Consider the following 16,347-nt stretch of genomic DNA (forward strand, 5'->3'; position numbering starts at 1 on the left):
TTGCCAAGCGGCGCTACGCCAGCTCGCGTTTTTTCTCGTTGACGTCGTTTTCAATGCCCTGCTTGACGTCCGCAGGGATCTTCAATGACTGCGCCAACGCATCGAGATAGCCACGTTCCATAAAGTGATCGACGTCGATCACCATGCAACTGAGGTAATACACCTCAAGCGCCTCATCTTCGTTTTTCACGCTCTGGGCGATCAGATCCGGGTTTAACGGCTGGTCGATCGCCTCCTGTACCCATTTTTGCGCTTCCTCACCCACCTGCAGCTGTTCCAGGCTGTGGTCGATGGCGCGCTTTTCTTCCGCATCGATATGGCCGTCGCTCTTGGCGGCAAACACCAGCGCCTGCACCAACCGTTTGGCGCGCAGATCCACCGGCGTGGCCTGCAGACCGTACTGCGGTTCGTCCTGATGAGTTTCTTTCACCCGTTGCTTGTATTTATTCCACAACACCGCGCCAACGGCCGCGCTGCCGCCGATAATCAAGGCGTTTTTGCCGAACTTGCCCACCAGCTTGCGTGAAGACTTGTTTGCCAGCAAAACGCCCACCAGCCCCCCCAATGCGGTCGGGGCCAGCAGTTTGCCAATGCCTTCCGCCCCACCGATGGAACCGGCCTTTTGCCCAATCATCGATTGAATCTGCTGCATCCAGTTATTTTTCATGCTCTACCCTTTGCGTGAGGAAACGAGGCGCACAGGCACGGAAAAGCCAACCGCCGATGAACCGTCAGATTAGGGGATTTTTTGTCAACTTACGTATGGGGGATGAAAACCTGTGTTTAGCGCGCAGAAAACGATGACGGGCCATGCAGGCCCGCCATTTTTAGTGCTTCAGCCTTCTTCTTCGCCCGGCTGTTCTTCGTCCTGCTCATACTCAGCCAGTTCGTCACGCATCGCCTGAATCGACTCACGGGCCAGCAGCGCCAGCGTACGATAAAAACCGGTCGTGGCGTGCGCTTCCACTTTACCGAGGAAACGGCCGCACCAAGGCAACAGGTATTCGTCAAACAGGGTGATTTGCGCCTGGACTTCGTCTTCCTGCGATTGATCTTCCAGCCAGGAGGCGGCCAGCAGCAGAGAGCCGAAGTGATCGGCCGGCGCTTCGCCAAGCGGCATGCCGCGTTGCTGCAGGAAAGTGCGGACTTCCGCCTCCGTTGCCCCTTCCACATAAGCGGAACGGAATGGCGACACGCTGCATTCGCTGCCGACAAACATCGCGTTGAAATCGGCGGAAAGCAGGTTCACATCGCATCCCTGCTGCAAGCGCGCCAGCAGTTCGTCCTGTTCCAGCGGCCAGTGTTGCTGCAGCTTACCCTCTTTAATCAGCGTAAACAGCGGCACCAACAGCGGATCTTGCGGCTGACGGTAAAACAGCGTACCCAGCACGCGGCAAACAACGGAAAACTCATTCATGATAATGCCTTATACAATACGGAAAATTTGCCGGGACGATGTCATAAATCGGCCAATTCCGCAATCGCCGGCTTGCCGCGCCGCTCGAGAAAATCCAGTAAACGCCGTGGGCTGACGTTGAGGATCCGTTCCTGCGGGAATTCCACTTCAGCGATGATGCGCTCACAGTGCTCGAAGCCGCCGAGTGAGAAAGCGATATGTGAATCCGACCCCAGCGCCAACCAACCGCCTGCATCACGCACTGCGGCGGCAATCGCCCGGCAATTGTCCTCGCTGCCCTTGCGTGAATGGGTGAATGACGAGTTATTCAGCTCCAGCGCTACTTCATACTTCGCGGCCGCTGCGGCGACCGCCGCGATGTCGATCGGGTACCTCGGGTTGCCGGGGTGGCTGATAATGTGCACATCCCCTTGCGCCATCGCGGCAATCATCGCTTCGGTATTGGCCGCCTTGTCTTGCGGCGCAAACACCGGTTCGTGGAAACCGGCGATGATCACGTCGATCGCGTTCAACATCGGCCCCGTGCAGTCGATATCGCCCTGCAGGTTTTTGATGTTGGCTTCGATGCCGCGCAGAATACCCACACCGTCTACCAGGCGCGGCCAGACGTGCATGTTCATAAAGTGCCAGTAATGCGGCGCATCGGCCATATCCGGGCCGTGGTCAGTGATGGCGAACAGTTTGATGCCCTTTTGATGGGCTTCGACGATGTAATCATGCAGCGTGCTGTAGGCGTGGGTGCTGGCAACGGTGTGCATATGCAAATCAACAGGGTACATTATTTCTCCTTCTGGCGGCCTGCCAAAGGGACGACGGCAGACCGGGTTTCTTGTTAGCTTAGCAGGTGAGTCACCGAAAGGTCAGTAGCCAAGTTGCACATCCACCACCCCTGCCGGCGTTTGCCCGGCCTCTAGAGTGCGGATATTGGCCGCTATCTGGTCCATCGCCTGTTCCGGCAAGGTGATGGCAGCAATATGCGGGGTAATGGTGACACGCGGATGACGCCAGAACGGATGGGTTTGCGGCAGCGGCTCGTTGACGAACACATCCAGCGTGGCGGCGGCAATCTGCCCCTGCTCCAGCGCCTGCAAGAGATCGTCCTCAACCAGATGCGCGCCGCGGGCGATGTTGATCAGATAAGCTCCCGGCACCAAATGCGCGAACAGGTGGCGATTGAGGATACCGGCGGTTTCCTGCGTGTTGGGCAACAAGTTGATCAGCAACCGAGTGCCCTCGAGAAACGCAGTGCGCTGCTCTGCGCCGGCAAAACTCTCAACGCCATCGATCTGCTTGGGGCTGCGGCTCCAGCAGCGTACGTGAAAACCGAACTCCACCAGCTTTTGCGCCACGCTTTTCCCCAGAACGCCTGCACCGAGGATGCCAATGGTGAAATTATCCTGTTGATGGGGATCGAGCGGCTGCCATTTTTGCTGTTGTTGCAGCAAGTGATACTCGTCGAAACGACGGAAGTAACGCAGCACGTAGCTCAACGCATATTCCTGCATCTGCTGCGCCATGCCTGTGTCCTCCAGGCGCAGCAGCGGGACGCCCGCAGGCAGCGTGCCGGGATGTTGGCGCTCTTGCTCGAGAATGGCATCTACGCCCGCCCCCAGAGCAAATACCCCTTTCAGTTGCCGGCGGTTAGCCAGCATCTCCTGCGGCGGACGCCACGCCAGCGCATAATCCGCCGGGCGATCGTCGCCGGGTTGCCATTCGCGAACGTTGGCCTGCGGCAGACGCCGTTTGATGCCGGTCAGCCAATCCTGGGCGTTAAATAAAGGGTGGTAATAAATGATGTTCATCAGTCAGGCTCCGTCTGTTTTTTATGCATTTCCATCCAGACTTCCGCGATTCGCCGACAGATGCAAGCGCTAAAGCCAAAAACGCAAACAGCCCCGACCAGTGGGGCTGTTTTTTATCCTGCGGGGATCTCAGGCAGCGACGGGGGCGTCGTGCCTTATCAATCGGCGCAACAGCGGGATCAGGATCAACATCACTACCCCAACGCCCGCCGCCCCCCAGCCCAGCGCACTGAATATTTCGCTGTAGCCGGGGTTGGTCAGCGCCGGAGTGCTGCCGCTGTTTTCCGGCATCAGGCCGGAGACATAGCCTGCCAACACCGAAGCGACGCCGGTGACCATCATCCAGCAGCCCATCATGACCCCTTGATAACGCGGTGGCGCCAACTTGCCGATCATCGCGTAGCCGATAGGGGAAATCATCAGTTCGCCAATGCTCTGCAGTATGTAGCTGATCGCGATCCATTTAAATGCCACCAGCCCGTCGCCGCCTGCCAGGCTGATGCCCAACGGCAACACCAGCATGCCCAGCCCGATGCAGAACAGCGAGCCGGAGAATTGCAACGGGATATCGATATTGCAGCCGCGAGCTCGCAAGCGGTTAAACCACCAGGCCATCAGCGGCCCGCCCACCACAATCACCAGCGTGTTGATATTCTGGATCCACTGCGGAGCGACCTGGATACCGTAGACGTTCAGGTTGATATTGTGCTCGGAAAACAGCATCAGCCCCATAGGCGCCAACTGGTACAACGCCCAGAAAACCAATGAGCCCAGTGCCAGAATCAGATAGGCCACCATGCGACGGCGCTCTGTGCGCGGGTGGTGACGCAGTGTGACCACGCACAGCATCAGGAAAATCAGTACGCCGAGGCCAATCACAAAGTGGCCGCTGAATTCCGCATGGGTCAGCATCACCCGGATAATGGGCACCAGCGCCACCAGAACTGCCAGCCCCACCAGCATACGCCAGCGGTATTGCGCGCGGCTGGCGTCATGCAGCGGTGTGTTGAGATCGGCCAGAATGCGCCAGCGGCTGACGGCAACGATAATCGCCGCCGCATTGCCCAACGTGGCAAACAGGAACAGCGCGCGGTAGTTTTCGCTCAACTGGAAATAGCCGGCCACGGTAAAACCGACGAAGAAGCCAAGGTTCATCCCGGCGTAGTTCCACAAAAACGCCGACTCGCGCCGATCGTCATCCGGCTTGAAGCGCTGGGTGAGCATCATATTGATGCAGGTGACGTTCAGCCCGCTACCGGTCAGGAACATCGCCAGCCCCCAGTACAGGCCCCAAACGCCCGCCACGGCAATCAGCGCGCAGCCGATTACCTGCAGCACCATACCCAGTACGAACAGGTTCCGGTTACTCAGAAAACGCCCGCCCAGGTAACCGCCGAACATATGCAGCCCATAGTTGAAGGCGCCGAATACACCCATCATGGCGTTAGCGCTGCCCTCGCTAAAGCCCAGGCGTTTGGTGGCGTAAAGCACCAACGTGGAGTACAGCACGGCAAAACCCAGCGTGGCGAAGATTTGGATAAAAAACAGTGCCCCGGCGCCCGGGGGAATGGCATGGCGCTGATGCGCCGCCGGCATGGAGTCCGATGGAGTCAAAGTGAACCTCTGCTGCATGATGCACGTCGTATTTCAAGCCGCAGCGCCGCTGGCTGTCAGTTGAAATTCGTCGAGTCTGTTATTTTATGATCAGTCCCTGTCTGCGTTATCGCCGGCGTACGGCCCGGCAACCTGCGCGGCGGTGTGATATTCCTTGCCAAATCCTCCGCGTCAGCAGCGATCTATTTAGCGATACATATGACTAATAATCCAGTATTAATGCATATAACAGCACAGCATAAGACTTGGCTGCTGGTATATTGAGCTGATGTATACCAAGGCGCTCAAACATTATCCTGAGAGATAATTTAGCGCCATTATTATCCCTCAGGCACGCGTTGCCCAGCGGTTTATCGCTCGGGAAATCAGCAAATTGCTGCAACTTTAGCTAAACAGTCATTGTTATGTCACAAGAGGGTTGACGCTGAGATCAGATTCTCCTACATTAGCGCCCGTCGACAGCGCAATGCGTTAGCGATGCTACAAAACGGTGAGGTGTCTGAGTGGCTGAAGGAGCACGCCTGGAAAGTGTGTATACGCGTAAGTGTATCGAGGGTTCGAACCCCTCTCTCACCGCCATATTCTGAAGAGAAAGCCTGGATTCGCGTCCAGGCTTTTTTGCTTTTATAAATCCCCCCGCCGAGAGGGGTGAGAAGCCTCGACAGGGTTTGACAAAACGCATTGCGTTTTGGACCGCCAAAGGCGGCCCGCAGGGTGAGCGTAGCGAATCAACCCCTCTCTCACCGCCATATTCTGAAGAGAAAGCCTGAACGCAAGTTCAGGCTTTTTTGTTGTCGGCAATACAGGGAAAATGCCCGCAGACCTGACCGTCCACAGAGTTTGCCGCCATTTTCAACAAACTGAGCAGCGCGTGAGCGGACGCGCCGAAACGCAGAAATTCTGCTTGACCGGATAGCCCCCACTCCCTATAGTAGCGCCCCGTTGCACCAGCGAGTACGCAACGAAAAAATACGGTGAGGTGTCTGAGTGGCTGAAGGAGCACGCCTGGAAAGTGTGTATACGCGTAAGTGTATCGAGGGTTCGAACCCCTCCCTCACCGCCATATTTTAAAGAGAAAGCCTGGATTTGCGTCCAGGCTTTTTTGCTTTATAAATCCTCCCACCGGGAGGGGTGAGAAGCCTCGACAGGGTTTGACAAAACGCATGCGTTTTGGACCGCCAAAGGCGGCCCGCAGGGTGAGCGCAGCGAATCAAGCCCTCCCTCACCGCCATATTTTAAAGAGAAAGCCTGGATTCGCGTCCAGGCTTTTTTGCTTTATAAATCCCCCTCCGGGAGGGGTGAGAAGCCTCGACAGGGTTTGACAAAACGCATCGCGTTTTGGACCGCCAAAGGCGGCCCGCAGGGTGAGCGCAGCGAATCAAGCCCTCCCTCACCGCCATATTCTGAAGAGAAAGCCTGAACGCAAGTTCAGGCTTTTTGGTTGCCTGCAATCCGCCTCAGTGTGCGCGACTGGCGGCAATCTGCGGCTGCATCACGGCGCGGCGCCAGTCGCCCGGGGTCTGGCCGAATTGGCGTTTAAAACTGCGATTGAAGGATTGCTGCGAGTCAAAGCCGAGTGATATCGCCACGCTGACGATAGGCTCGCCGCTGTTGGCCAGGCGCTCTGCGGAAACCTTCAGTTTCTGCATACGGATATACTCCCCCAACGCGTAGCCGGTCTGACGTTTGAACATGCGCTGCAGGTGCCATTTGGAATACCCCGCGCGGTCCGCCACGGTATTGATATCCAGCTTCTCTTCCAGATTGTTGTCAATCCACTCAATCAAATCAGTAATAAAACCCGTGCTGTTCATGCTGACGCTCCCATGACATTGGCAGGTAAGTCCGCTGCCCGATATCACTACGTTGCAGCAGTTTCGCATTAAATGCAATTTTTATTATTGCATTTATCGGATAGGCGCTTCTATAATCCACCCAGTTAATGTAACCGATATTAATACATTAATGTGACAACAATGTGTTTCAAAACCTAACGTTGTGTCGATGAACGACACAACCGCTCTGCCGCCGGTCACAGGCCAGGGACGTTACCCGGATAACAGGGCCGGGTGTATGGCCTGACCGCGCTCACCCATGGAATAAAAATAATGCCAAGCCAGCCAAACTCATTGTTTAACGCTCACAGCATCGGTTTCAGCACGCGCCTTTCAGCGGTAGCGCTGCTGGTCGCCCTGCTGGCAGGGTGCGACAACAGCGTCGCTCAAAATGCGGCTCCCCCGCCACCGGCCGTCAGCGCCGCTGACGTGGTGATAAAACCCATCAGCCAGTGGGATGCTTTTAACGGCCGGATCGAAGCTGTGCAAAGCGTTCAACTGCGCCCGCGGGTTTCCGGCTATATCGATAAGGTGAATTACACCGAAGGCGATGAGGTGAAAAAAGGTCAGGTACTGTTCACCATCGACGATCGTACCTACCGCGCCGCCCGTGAACAGGCTCAGGCCGAACTGGTACGAGCGCGCAATCAGGCGGCGTTGGCCCGCAGTGAATCCAGCCGTACCGAGAAACTGATCGGCACCCAGGCGATCTCGACCGAAGTGTGGGAACAGCGCCGATCCTCCGCCGCACAGGCGCAAAGCAACGTGCTGGCGGCCCAGGCTCAGCTCGATATCGCGCAGCTTAACCTCGATTTTACCCGGGTGACCGCCCCGATCGACGGGCGCGCCAGCCGTGCCATGATCACCGCCGGTAACCTGGTCACCACCGGTGATGGCGCCAGCGTGCTCACTACGCTGGTGTCGCTCGATAAGGTCTATGTCTATTTCGACGTCGATGAAGCCACCTTCCTGCGTTACCAGAACATGGCGCGCGACGGCCAACGCAGCCAGGATCCGCAGGCAAAATTGCCGGTCAAGGTCGGCCTGGTGGGTGAAGACGGCTACCCGCATCAGGGCGTTGTCGATTTCACCGATAACCAGCTGAATGCCGGCACCGGCACCATTCGCATGCGCGCCCAGCTCGAAAACCACGAGCGCCGCTTCACTCCTGGGCTGTTTGCACGGGTGCAGATGCCCGGCAGCGCCGAGTTCAACGCCATGCTGATCGACGATAAATCGGTGATGACCGATCAGGACCGCAAATTCGTTTATGTCGTCGATAAGGACGGCAAGGCTCAACGGCGCGATATCGAAGTGGGCCGCGTGGCGGATGGATTACGCATCGTGCAGAAAGGCCTGGCGGCAGGCGATCGGGTGATCGTCGATGGCATGCAGAAAGTGTTTATGTCAGGGATGCCGGTCAATGCGAAAACCGTCGTGATGGCAGCCAACACGCCCGCTTCCGCAGTCAACTAAGCCACCAGCAGAGAACCCTGACTCATGGACTTTTCCCGTTTTTTCATCGACCGACCGATCTTTGCCGCGGTGCTGTCGATCCTGATTTTCGTCGGTGGCGTTATTGCGATCCCGCTGTTGCCGATCAGCGAATACCCGGACGTCGTCCCTCCGAGCGTGCAAGTGCGCGCCCAATACCCAGGCGCCAACCCGAAAGAGATTGCCGAAACGGTGGCTACGCCGCTGGAAGAGGCCATCAACGGCGTCGAACACATGATGTATATGAAATCGGTGGCCGGTTCTGACGGTGTGCTGGTGACCACCGTCACCTTCCGCCCGGGTACCGATCCCGATCAGGCGCAGGTACAGGTGCAAAACCGCGTGGCGCAAGCCGAGGCACGCCTGCCCGAAGACGTGCGCCGCCAAGGGGTCACCACGCAGAAGCAGTCGCCAGCCCTGACGCTGGTGGTGCATCTGGTTTCCCCTTCCGGTAAATACGACTCACTGTATCTGCGTAACTACGCCACCCTGAAGGTCAAAGATGAGTTGGCCCGCCTGCCGGGCGTCGGCCAGGTGCAGATTTTCGGCGCCGGTGAATACGCCATGCGCGTCTGGCTGGATCCAAATAAGGTCGCCTCTCGCGGGTTGACTGCCTCTGACGTGGTCACCGCCATGCAGGAGCAGAACGTGCAGGTTTCCGCCGGCCAACTGGGCGCGGAGCCGATGCCAACGCGTAGCGATTATCTGCTTTCCATTAACGCCCAGGGCCGCCTGCAAACCGAGGAAGAGTTCGGCAATATTATCCTCAAGAGCGGCGACAACGGCGAGATAGTGCGTCTGCGCGACGTAGCGCGCATTGAAATGGGGTCCGGCAGTTATGCGCTACGCGCCCAGCTCAATAATAAGGATGCCGTCGGGATCGGTATCTTCCAGGCTCCGGGCGCTAACGCCATCGAGCTGTCCGACGCGGTGCGGGCCAAAATGGCCGAACTGTCGACCCGCTTCCCGGATGGCATGAGCTGGAAATCGCCGTACGACCCCACGGTGTTCGTACGCGATTCGATCCGTGCAGTGGTAGATACCCTGCTCGAAGCGGTGTTGCTGGTGGTACTGGTGGTGATCCTGTTCCTGCAAACCTGGCGCGCCTCGATCATTCCGCTGTTGGCGGTGCCTATTTCCATCGTCGGTACCTTCGCCGCGCTGTACCTGCTGGGCTTCTCGCTCAATACGCTTAGCCTGTTCGGGCTGGTGCTGGCGATCGGTATCGTGGTCGATGACGCCATCGTGGTGGTGGAAAACGTCGAACGTAATATCGAGGAAGGTTTATCGCCGCTGGCGGCGGCGCACCAGGCGATGCGCGAAGTGTCCGGGCCGATCATCGCCATCGCGGTAGTGCTGTGCGCAGTGTTCGTGCCGATGGCATTTTTGTCCGGCGTCACCGGGCAGTTTTATAAGCAGTTCGCCGTCACCATCGCCATTTCGACCGTAATTTCGGCCATCAACTCGCTGACCCTGTCGCCGGCGCTGGCGGCATTGCTGTTGAAACCGCACGGCGCCCCGAAGGATATGCCATCGCGCCTGATTGACCGGTTGTTCGGTTGGCTGTTCCGTCCGTTCAACCGCTTCTTTGCCAGCAGCTCGCAACGCTATCAGCGTGGGGTTTCCCGTGCGCTCGGTAAGCGCGGCGCGGTGTTCGTGGTGTACGTGCTGTTGCTGTGCGCCGCGGGCGTGATGTTTAAAACCGTGCCCGGCGGATTTATCCCGACGCAAGATAAGCTTTACCTGATTGGCGGGGTGAAAATGCCGGAGGGTGCGTCGCTGGAGCGTACCGATGCGGTGATCCGCAAAATGAGCGCCATCGGCCTGAGCATCGACGGGGTGACGGACGCGGTAGCCTTCCCGGGGCTGAATGCATTGCAGTTTACCAATACACCCAATACCGGCACCGTGTTCTTCGCGCTTGAATCTTTAAGTACCCGTACCCGCAGTGCGGCGCAGATCAACGCCGAGATCAATGCGCGCATTTCGCAGATTCAGGAAGGGTTCGCCTTCTCAATCATGCCGCCGCCAATCCTCGGTATCGGGCAGGGTTCCGGTTATTCTCTGTATGTCCAGGATCGCGCCGGTCTCGGATATGGCGCACTGCAAACCGCGATCAACACCCTGTCGGGCAGCATCATGCAAACGCCGGGGATGAGTTTCCCGATCTCGTCTTATCAGGCCAACGTGCCGCAGCTGGAAGCGAAAATCGATCGCGACAAAGCCAAGGCGCAGGGTGTGCCGCTCAACGCGCTGTTCAGCACGCTACAGACTTATCTGGGGTCGTCGTACATCAATGACTTCAACCGTTATGGCCGCACCTGGCAAGTCATCGCGCAGGCCGACGGCCAATTCCGCGACAGCGTGGAGGACATCGCCAACCTGCGCACCCGTAACGACAAGGGCGAAATGGTGCCGATTGGCAGCATGGTCAACATCAGCACCACCTACGGGCCAGACCCGGTGATCCGTTATAACGGCTTTCCGGCGGCGGACCTGATTGGCGATGCCGATCCGCGCATCCTGTCGTCTACGCAGGCAATGAGCGAACTGACGACGATGGCCGCCAAACTGTTGCCGAACGGCATGAATATCCAGTGGACCGATCTGAGCTACCAACAGTCGACCCAAGGTAATGCGGCGATTATCGTGTTCCCGGTGGCGGTACTGCTGGCGTTCCTGGCGTTGGCCGCGCTGTACGAAAGCTGGACGCTGCCGCTGGCGGTGATCCTTATTGTGCCGATGACCATGCTGTCGGCGCTGTTCGGCGTCTGGCTGACCGGCGGTGACAACAATGTGTTCGTGCAGGTGGGGCTGGTGGTGTTGATGGGGCTGGCCTGCAAGAACGCCATTTTGATCGTCGAGTTCGCCCGCGAGCTTGAATTGCAGGGCAAAGGCATTATGGAAGCGGCGCTGGAAGCCTGTCGCCTGCGGTTACGACCGATCGTAATGACCTCCATCGCCTTTATTGCCGGTACCATCCCGTTGATTCTGGGCCACGGCGCCGGTGCCGAAGTGCGCGGAGTGACCGGTATCACGGTGTTTGCCGGTATGCTGGGCGTGACGTTGTTCGGGTTATTCCTGACGCCGGTGTTCTACGTAACCCTGCGCCGCATGGTGACGCGTAAAGCACAGCAGCAAACGGCTTAAAAGTTCGCCTGCCCGCAGTGGCAGGCATAAAAAAGGTCGGGCTAAGCCCGACCTTTTTCTTTGCATCAATACCGCAGATTATTTATCCGCAGCCTCCGCGAGTTTCGCCGTTTCTGCCACGTATTCCGCGCAGCTACGCTTATCGCCACGCGCCAACTCGGCCAGCGCATCCGCAACTGTATGGCGCTCCAGCACCGCCAGCGATGCCTCTTCAGCCTCATTCACTACCGACTTGAAATACCAGCAGGCATTGGCGCTGACCAGACAGCGGGCAGGCCCTTCCGGCCGCGCAGCCCAGATACGCTTATCGTCAATGACCGACAAATAGATATCGCGCAGGGTGATCTCTTCCAAAGGGCGGCCAAGGTGAATCGAGCCGTTACGGCCCAGCGTGGAAACGATAATGCCATTTTTGGTCAACGGCACCATCAGCTTGCGGATGAAACTGGGGTTGGCTTCCAGACCGGCGGCAAGGATCGCGCTGGTCGAACGCAGGCCCTGCTTTTCAGCCAAGGCTACGCTAAGTACCATTTGCAATGCTGTCGGAAAGCGGAAATCTAGCATGTCTTTATCTCTGTCTCCGGGAGACCAAAATATCAGGCTTGGCCGGTGCGGCATCGCGCCATAACACCCGCTCAATTGCACAATAATATAACAAATATTGCCGCATTATTGAAGTTATGCCCTGGGAAATCGCACGGATACATTAGCGTAAAAGATACCGTTGGTGCCGACTCGACGTAAAGCGGCGGCGGCATAAAGCAGAAACCCGCGTCAATATTAATGCCGCTCGCTTAACTGCGTTAAACGATCAGAACTAACACTGTCCGCGGGTTTAATTCTTAAACTGTGATCAGGCTTTGTTCAGCACCAGTTGGCCGCTTTTATCCAGCGGGATCTGGGTACCGGGATCGTGATCCATACGGATCTTGCCCTGCTGATTGCCAATCTTGTAGGTCACATCGTAACCCAGCATTTTCTGTGATTTGTCGTAAACCGTTTTGCAACGCTGTTGCGTGCTGGTGGTGGTATCGTTACTTTGCATTGCACCCTGCACCTGATTACCGGCATAACCGCCACCCAGTGCGCCAACTACTGTCGCAACGTCACGACCGCGGCCGCCGCCAAACTGGTGACCAATCACGCCACCGGCTACCGCACCCAACACGGAACCGGCAATGCGGTTTTCATCCTGCACGGGCGCACGGTGAGTGACGGTCACATTGCGGCATTCCTGACGCGGGGTTTTGATGGTTTCTTTGATCGGCGTTGCGGCGAGCACCTGCGCAAATTGCGGACCGGAAGAAAACACATCCATGCTTGCCACCGCGGCAATACCCAGAGCGGCTGCAACGCCAATCCCAACACCGGCTAACATTGACTTGTTCACAGGAAATCCTCCTGAAAGTGTTACCACGCATTTGTACCGGGAACGCTACCTACATTGCGCCGCGCTTATTATTTTTGCGCATGGGCGGCACGTGGTATCCCGGTTTACGGCGTGCGCGACGCGCCGTCTGTAAACGAGATAAAGTCTGCACAATGTTCCGGATCCCCGCAATAAGACAATGTGACCAAAGATGCTGGAAATCACGCATCTCCCCAGTGTTTAGGAGGAATCTTAAGAATTTTACCCATGCCGACGAAATTTTGTGCTGGCCATTAATCCCGCAACCGCCGATGCTGCCTGGCTCAGACATAAAAAAACCCACGCGGGCGAACCGGCGTGGGTGAGTCGACAACTGCAACTTTTAGTGCATTTTCAGACGCGGGCGGATCACCCGGTTGATGCCGCCAACCAGCATCATCAGACCGGTTTTGATGTAGCCATGCAGCGCGACCTGATGCATGCGGTACAGCGAGATATAGACGAAGCGCGCGATGCGCCCTTCTACCATCATCGAACCGCGCATCAGATTGCCCATCAGGCTGCCGACGGTGCTGAAGCGGGACAGCGAGACCAGAGAACCGTGGTCTTTATACACGTAAGGTTTCAGCGTCTGGCCGTTCATCAGCGCCAGAATGTTGGTGAAGCAGCGTGACGCCATCTGGTGCGCCGATTGGGCACGAGGCGGCACAAAACCGCCGCCTTCTTTCGGGCAGGAAGCGCAGTCACCGATGGCGAAAATGTTCGGATCGCGCGTGGTCTGCAGCGTCGGCTCCACCACCAGTTGGTTAATGCGGTTGGTTTCCAACCCGGCGATGTCCTTCATAAAGTCCGGCGCCTTGATGCCAGCAGCCCATACCATCAGATCGGCATCGATAAATTCACCGCCCTTGGTATTCAGGCCGTTGGCGTCCGCGCTGGTGACCATGGTGTTGGTCAGTACGCGTACGCCCAGTTTGTTCAGTTCCTGGTGCGCAGCGGCGGAAATACGCGGCGGCAACGCAGGCAGAATACGCTCGCCCGCCTCTACCAGAGTCACGTTCAGCGCGCTGTTGTCCAGGCCTTCGAAACCATAGCTGTGCAGCTGTTTCACCGCATTGTGCAGCTCGGCGGACAGTTCCACGCCGGTGGCGCCGCCGCCGACGATGGCGATGTTCACTCGCCCTTTCTGCCCCGGCTGCGCCGAGAACTTCAGGAACAGGTTCAACATTTCATTGTGGAAACGGCGAGCCTGATGCGGGTTATCCAGGAAGATACAGTGATCTTTTACGCCTGCGGTGCCGAAATCGTTCGAGGTGCTGCCCAGCGCCATAACCAGAATGTCGTAAGGTAACTCGCGCTCAGGCACCAGTTCTTCACCCTGTTCGTCGCAGATTTGCGCCAACTGCAGCGTTTGGGTTTCTCGGTTAATGTTGGTCAGCGATCCCAGCTGGAAGCTGAAATTGTGGTTGCGCGCGTGCGCCAGGTAACTCAGCGCGTCCACGCCGTCATCAAGGGAACCGGTTGCTACTTCATGCAGCAAAGGTTTCCACAGATGGCTGTGGTTACGGTCCACCAGCGTGATCTCGGCTTTGTGCTTGCGGCCGAGCTTATGGCCCAGACTGGTCGCCAGTTCCAGACCACCGGCGCCACCGCCGACAATAACGATTTTTTTCTTTGGCGTTGTCAAAATAACCCCCTAAATGTGAACCAATTGTTACCCAAGGGTAAATAAATAATATCCTTAGATTACATAGGGTTCGCTTAAAATAAACCTGCTATCTAAAGTCAGAATAGCATGTGAGGTTATTTGGTCATACCAAAATTGATGTACATCAAACTTTTTTGGTTAAAGGCTGGACGAGGGGGATTTTTGAGGATTGTGATTCAAATAGTTAGCGCTGCGTCACAGTTTTAAATTTTGCCGCCGGCCTGGCAAAATCGGGGGTTTTTGATAAAAAATGCCGCAATTCTTGCCGGTAAAAAGCAATCACTGCGGCGGCGTCAGGCGTTATGAAACTGTTAAAGCAGGCTCTTGAACGCCTTGATGCGTTGCAGATGCGGGGAGATATTTTTGAACTTGTGGGTCTGTTGCTCATCCCAGACGATTTCATAGTAGTGGTGCAGCAGCTCCGCACTGCGCTGGCTGTCCAGTACCTCATCTTGCCGGGAAAGCACCACCAGGCAGCGATCGCGGTTTTTTTCGCGGAAATCCTCGACACACTTGGTGGCGATATCGCGGTACTCCTCCGGCCTGTCGATTTTGCCGTGCATATGTTCTTCAGGGTACAGATTAGGGTTGAAGATCACCTGCCGGATGCCGCACAGGAAACCGATGCGTTCGGCCCAGAACCCGCCCAGGCCCACCCCACAGATCAGAGGATGCTTATCCCCTTCCTGCTGAACCGCCTTGTCCACCTCTTTCAACAGATGCTGCATATCATGGCGTGGGTGCAAGGTGCTGTAGCTGATAAAACGCACGTCCGGATCAATGAACTGCAGTTGTAAAACCTTTTCATGATTGCCGGGACTGGTGGAATCGAAGCCATGCAAATAGATAATCATATGGTTCCTCGCAACAAGCTGAGGACCGCGCCGCAGCCCTCATCATTTACTACGCCGCATTACGACGCCCTGGGTTCACCCGGCGCTACGCTGTTTATGTTCTTCCCAGCGTTCGCTGAGCGCGCTCAGCTCTTTATGCGCCTGCTGCCAGCGCGCGGAATCACGCAATTCCTGACGGGTGAACTGACCGCGATGATATAACTGCTTCACCCGCTCTGCTTTGACCGGGGACAGGTTATCCAGCACGCTGACCGCGCCCTGACGGTTATTGCACACCAGGATCATGTCACAGCCGGCATCCAGCGACGCCTGGCCGCGCTCAGCGTAGCTGCCCATGATGGCGGCCCCTTCCATCGACAGATCGTCGGAGAAGATAACGCCGTCAAAACCCAGCTCCTGGCGCAGAATTTGTTGCAACCAGTATGGCGAACCGCTGGCCGGACGCGGGTCTGCTTCAGTATAGATGACGTGCGCCGGCATCACGGCGTCCAGCAACTGGCGGTTAATCAATTCGCGGAATATCGCCATGTCATGCTCACGGATCTGCGCCAGCGGACGTGGATCGCGCGGGGTTTCTTTATGTGAATCTGCACTGACGGCGCCATGGCCGGGGAAATGCTTGCCGGTAGTTTTCATCCCGGCGCTGTGCATGCCCAGGATAAAACGCTCGGCCATCGCCAGCGCCTGTTGCGGGTCGCTGTGGAATGAGCGTTCGCCAATCGCCGCGCTGACGTGGCCGATATCCAGCACCGGTGCAAAGCTGATGTCGATATCCTGTGCGATCATTTCCGCCGCCATCAGCCAGCCGGCCTCCTGCGCCAGACGCCCAGCCTCATGCGCTTCGTTCAATGCCGCGAACGACTGCGCCGCCGGCAGGCGAGTGAACCCTTCGCGGAAACGCTGGACGCGCCCGCCTTCCTGATCCACCGCCACCACCAGCCGATCGTGGGAAGCCTCGCGGATTTGGCGCACCAATTCACGCAGCTGCTGCGCATCGTGGAAGTTACGGGTGAACAGGATAAGCCCGCCGACCAGCGGGTGTTTTAAAATCTCGCGTTCTTCGGCATCCAGCTCATAGCTGGCGACATCTAACATTACTGGGCC

13 protein-coding genes, 2 tRNA genes and 3 other RNA genes are annotated in these 16,347 nt (G+C 57.2%); 7 read left to right on the top strand and 11 right to left on the bottom strand.

Annotated features, from left to right (window positions below):
- Positions 1-13: 13 nt before the first annotated feature.
- The 5 genes from QZQ97_RS08420 to QZQ97_RS08440 all read right to left on the bottom strand — a co-directional run bounded on the left by QZQ97_RS08420 (position 14) and on the right by QZQ97_RS08440 (position 4,815).
- Positions 14-667 carry a tellurite resistance TerB family protein gene (locus QZQ97_RS08420; protein ID WP_119803321.1) on the bottom strand — a complete coding sequence of 218 codons (654 nt, stop codon included), beginning with the start codon at positions 665-667 and terminating at the stop codon, positions 14-16.
- A gap of 168 nt (positions 668-835) precedes the next feature.
- The gene (locus QZQ97_RS08425; RefSeq protein WP_311993081.1) at positions 836-1,417 is read right to left on the bottom strand and encodes a TorD/DmsD family molecular chaperone; all 582 of its coding nucleotides are present in this window, start codon (positions 1,415-1,417) and stop codon (positions 836-838) included.
- Between the two features lie 41 nt (positions 1,418-1,458).
- Positions 1,459-2,196 carry a phosphatase gene (locus QZQ97_RS08430; protein WP_311993082.1) on the bottom strand — a complete coding sequence of 246 codons (738 nt, stop codon included), beginning with the start codon at positions 2,194-2,196 and terminating at the stop codon, positions 1,459-1,461.
- 81 nt (positions 2,197-2,277) lie between these two features.
- Positions 2,278-3,219, bottom strand: a complete 942-nt coding sequence (gene ghrA / locus QZQ97_RS08435) for a glyoxylate/hydroxypyruvate reductase GhrA (protein WP_311993083.1) — start codon at positions 3,217-3,219, stop codon at positions 2,278-2,280.
- Between the two features lie 129 nt (positions 3,220-3,348).
- Positions 3,349-4,815: a peptide MFS transporter gene (locus tag QZQ97_RS08440; RefSeq protein ID WP_006324731.1), complete on the bottom strand. Its 1,467-nt coding sequence runs from the start codon at positions 4,813-4,815 to the stop codon at positions 3,349-3,351.
- Positions 4,816-5,322: 507 nt separating this feature from the next.
- On the opposite strand from QZQ97_RS08440, the gene QZQ97_RS08445 reads away from it, so the two are divergent.
- From QZQ97_RS08445 to QZQ97_RS08465, 5 genes are all read left to right on the top strand, one after another.
- Positions 5,323-5,412 (top strand) — tRNA-Ser (locus tag QZQ97_RS08445).
- Between the two features lie 48 nt (positions 5,413-5,460).
- A non-coding RNA gene (locus QZQ97_RS08450) (RtT sRNA) lies at positions 5,461-5,582 on the top strand.
- A 224-nt stretch (positions 5,583-5,806) separates the two neighbouring features.
- Positions 5,807-5,896, top strand: a tRNA-Ser gene (locus QZQ97_RS08455).
- Between the two features lie 47 nt (positions 5,897-5,943).
- A non-coding RNA gene (locus tag QZQ97_RS08460) (RtT sRNA) lies at positions 5,944-6,064 on the top strand.
- A 46-nt stretch (positions 6,065-6,110) separates the two neighbouring features.
- Positions 6,111-6,232: non-coding RNA, RtT sRNA (locus QZQ97_RS08465), on the top strand.
- 58 nt (positions 6,233-6,290) lie between these two features.
- Here the strand turns inward: QZQ97_RS08465 and QZQ97_RS08470 are convergent.
- Entirely contained in the window at positions 6,291-6,647 is a 357-nt protein-coding gene (locus tag QZQ97_RS08470) for a helix-turn-helix domain-containing protein (RefSeq protein ID WP_004943090.1), read from the bottom strand.
- Positions 6,648-6,941: 294 nt separating this feature from the next.
- Between QZQ97_RS08470 and QZQ97_RS08475 the strand changes: the two genes are divergently transcribed.
- Together QZQ97_RS08475 and sdeB are read left to right on the top strand one after the other, a co-directional pair.
- A complete protein-coding gene (locus tag QZQ97_RS08475; protein ID WP_311993084.1) occupies positions 6,942-8,144 on the top strand; it encodes an efflux RND transporter periplasmic adaptor subunit in 1,203 nt (400 codons plus the stop codon).
- Between the two features lie 24 nt (positions 8,145-8,168).
- A complete protein-coding gene (gene sdeB, locus QZQ97_RS08480) occupies positions 8,169-11,312 on the top strand; it encodes a multidrug efflux RND transporter permease subunit SdeB (protein ID WP_311993085.1) in 3,144 nt (1,047 codons plus the stop codon).
- 78 nt (positions 11,313-11,390) lie between these two features.
- On the opposite strand, the gene QZQ97_RS08485 is transcribed toward sdeB, so the two are convergent.
- The 5 genes from QZQ97_RS08485 to nagZ all read right to left on the bottom strand — a co-directional run bounded on the left by QZQ97_RS08485 (position 11,391) and on the right by nagZ (position 16,338).
- Positions 11,391-11,876 (bottom strand): RrF2 family transcriptional regulator, encoded by a 486-nt coding sequence (locus tag QZQ97_RS08485; protein WP_311993086.1) that lies wholly within the window; start codon positions 11,874-11,876, stop codon positions 11,391-11,393.
- 289 nt (positions 11,877-12,165) lie between these two features.
- Entirely contained in the window at positions 12,166-12,702 is a 537-nt protein-coding gene (locus QZQ97_RS08490; protein ID WP_006324726.1) for a glycine zipper 2TM domain-containing protein, read from the bottom strand.
- A 361-nt stretch (positions 12,703-13,063) separates the two neighbouring features.
- Entirely contained in the window at positions 13,064-14,368 is a 1,305-nt protein-coding gene (locus tag QZQ97_RS08495; RefSeq protein WP_311993087.1) for an NAD(P)/FAD-dependent oxidoreductase, read from the bottom strand.
- A 332-nt stretch (positions 14,369-14,700) separates the two neighbouring features.
- The gene (gene ycfP / locus QZQ97_RS08500; RefSeq protein ID WP_311993088.1) at positions 14,701-15,243 is read right to left on the bottom strand and encodes an alpha/beta hydrolase YcfP; all 543 of its coding nucleotides are present in this window, start codon (positions 15,241-15,243) and stop codon (positions 14,701-14,703) included.
- A gap of 75 nt (positions 15,244-15,318) precedes the next feature.
- A complete protein-coding gene (gene nagZ / locus QZQ97_RS08505; protein ID WP_119803330.1) occupies positions 15,319-16,338 on the bottom strand; it encodes a beta-N-acetylhexosaminidase in 1,020 nt (339 codons plus the stop codon).
- Between the last annotated feature and the right edge of the window lie 9 nt (positions 16,339-16,347).

Source organism: Serratia sp. root2 (assembly GCF_031931805.1).
In the GTDB taxonomy this organism is placed as follows: domain Bacteria; phylum Pseudomonadota; class Gammaproteobacteria; order Enterobacterales; family Enterobacteriaceae; genus Serratia; species Serratia inhibens.

Coding starts and splice junctions, on each gene's coding strand:
- QZQ97_RS08420 (WP_119803321.1), bottom strand. CDS start 667: ATGAAAAATAACTGGATGCAGCAGATTCAATCGATGATTGGGCAAAAG.
- ycfP (WP_311993088.1), bottom strand. CDS start 15,243: ATGATTATCTATTTGCATGGCTTCGATTCCACCAGTCCCGGCAATCAT.
- ghrA (WP_311993083.1), bottom strand. CDS start 3,219: ATGAACATCATTTATTACCACCCTTTATTTAACGCCCAGGATTGGCTG.
- QZQ97_RS08470 (WP_004943090.1), bottom strand. CDS start 6,647: ATGAACAGCACGGGTTTTATTACTGATTTGATTGAGTGGATTGACAAC.
- QZQ97_RS08475 (WP_311993084.1), top strand. CDS start 6,942: ATGCCAAGCCAGCCAAACTCATTGTTTAACGCTCACAGCATCGGTTTC.
- QZQ97_RS08430 (WP_311993082.1), bottom strand. CDS start 2,196: ATGTACCCTGTTGATTTGCATATGCACACCGTTGCCAGCACCCACGCC.
- QZQ97_RS08485 (WP_311993086.1), bottom strand. CDS start 11,876: ATGCTAGATTTCCGCTTTCCGACAGCATTGCAAATGGTACTTAGCGTA.
- QZQ97_RS08440 (WP_006324731.1), bottom strand. CDS start 4,815: ATGCCGGCGGCGCATCAGCGCCATGCCATTCCCCCGGGCGCCGGGGCA.
- sdeB (WP_311993085.1), top strand. CDS start 8,169: ATGGACTTTTCCCGTTTTTTCATCGACCGACCGATCTTTGCCGCGGTG.
- QZQ97_RS08425 (WP_311993081.1), bottom strand. CDS start 1,417: ATGAATGAGTTTTCCGTTGTTTGCCGCGTGCTGGGTACGCTGTTTTAC.
- nagZ (WP_119803330.1), bottom strand. CDS start 16,338: ATGTTAGATGTCGCCAGCTATGAGCTGGATGCCGAAGAACGCGAGATT.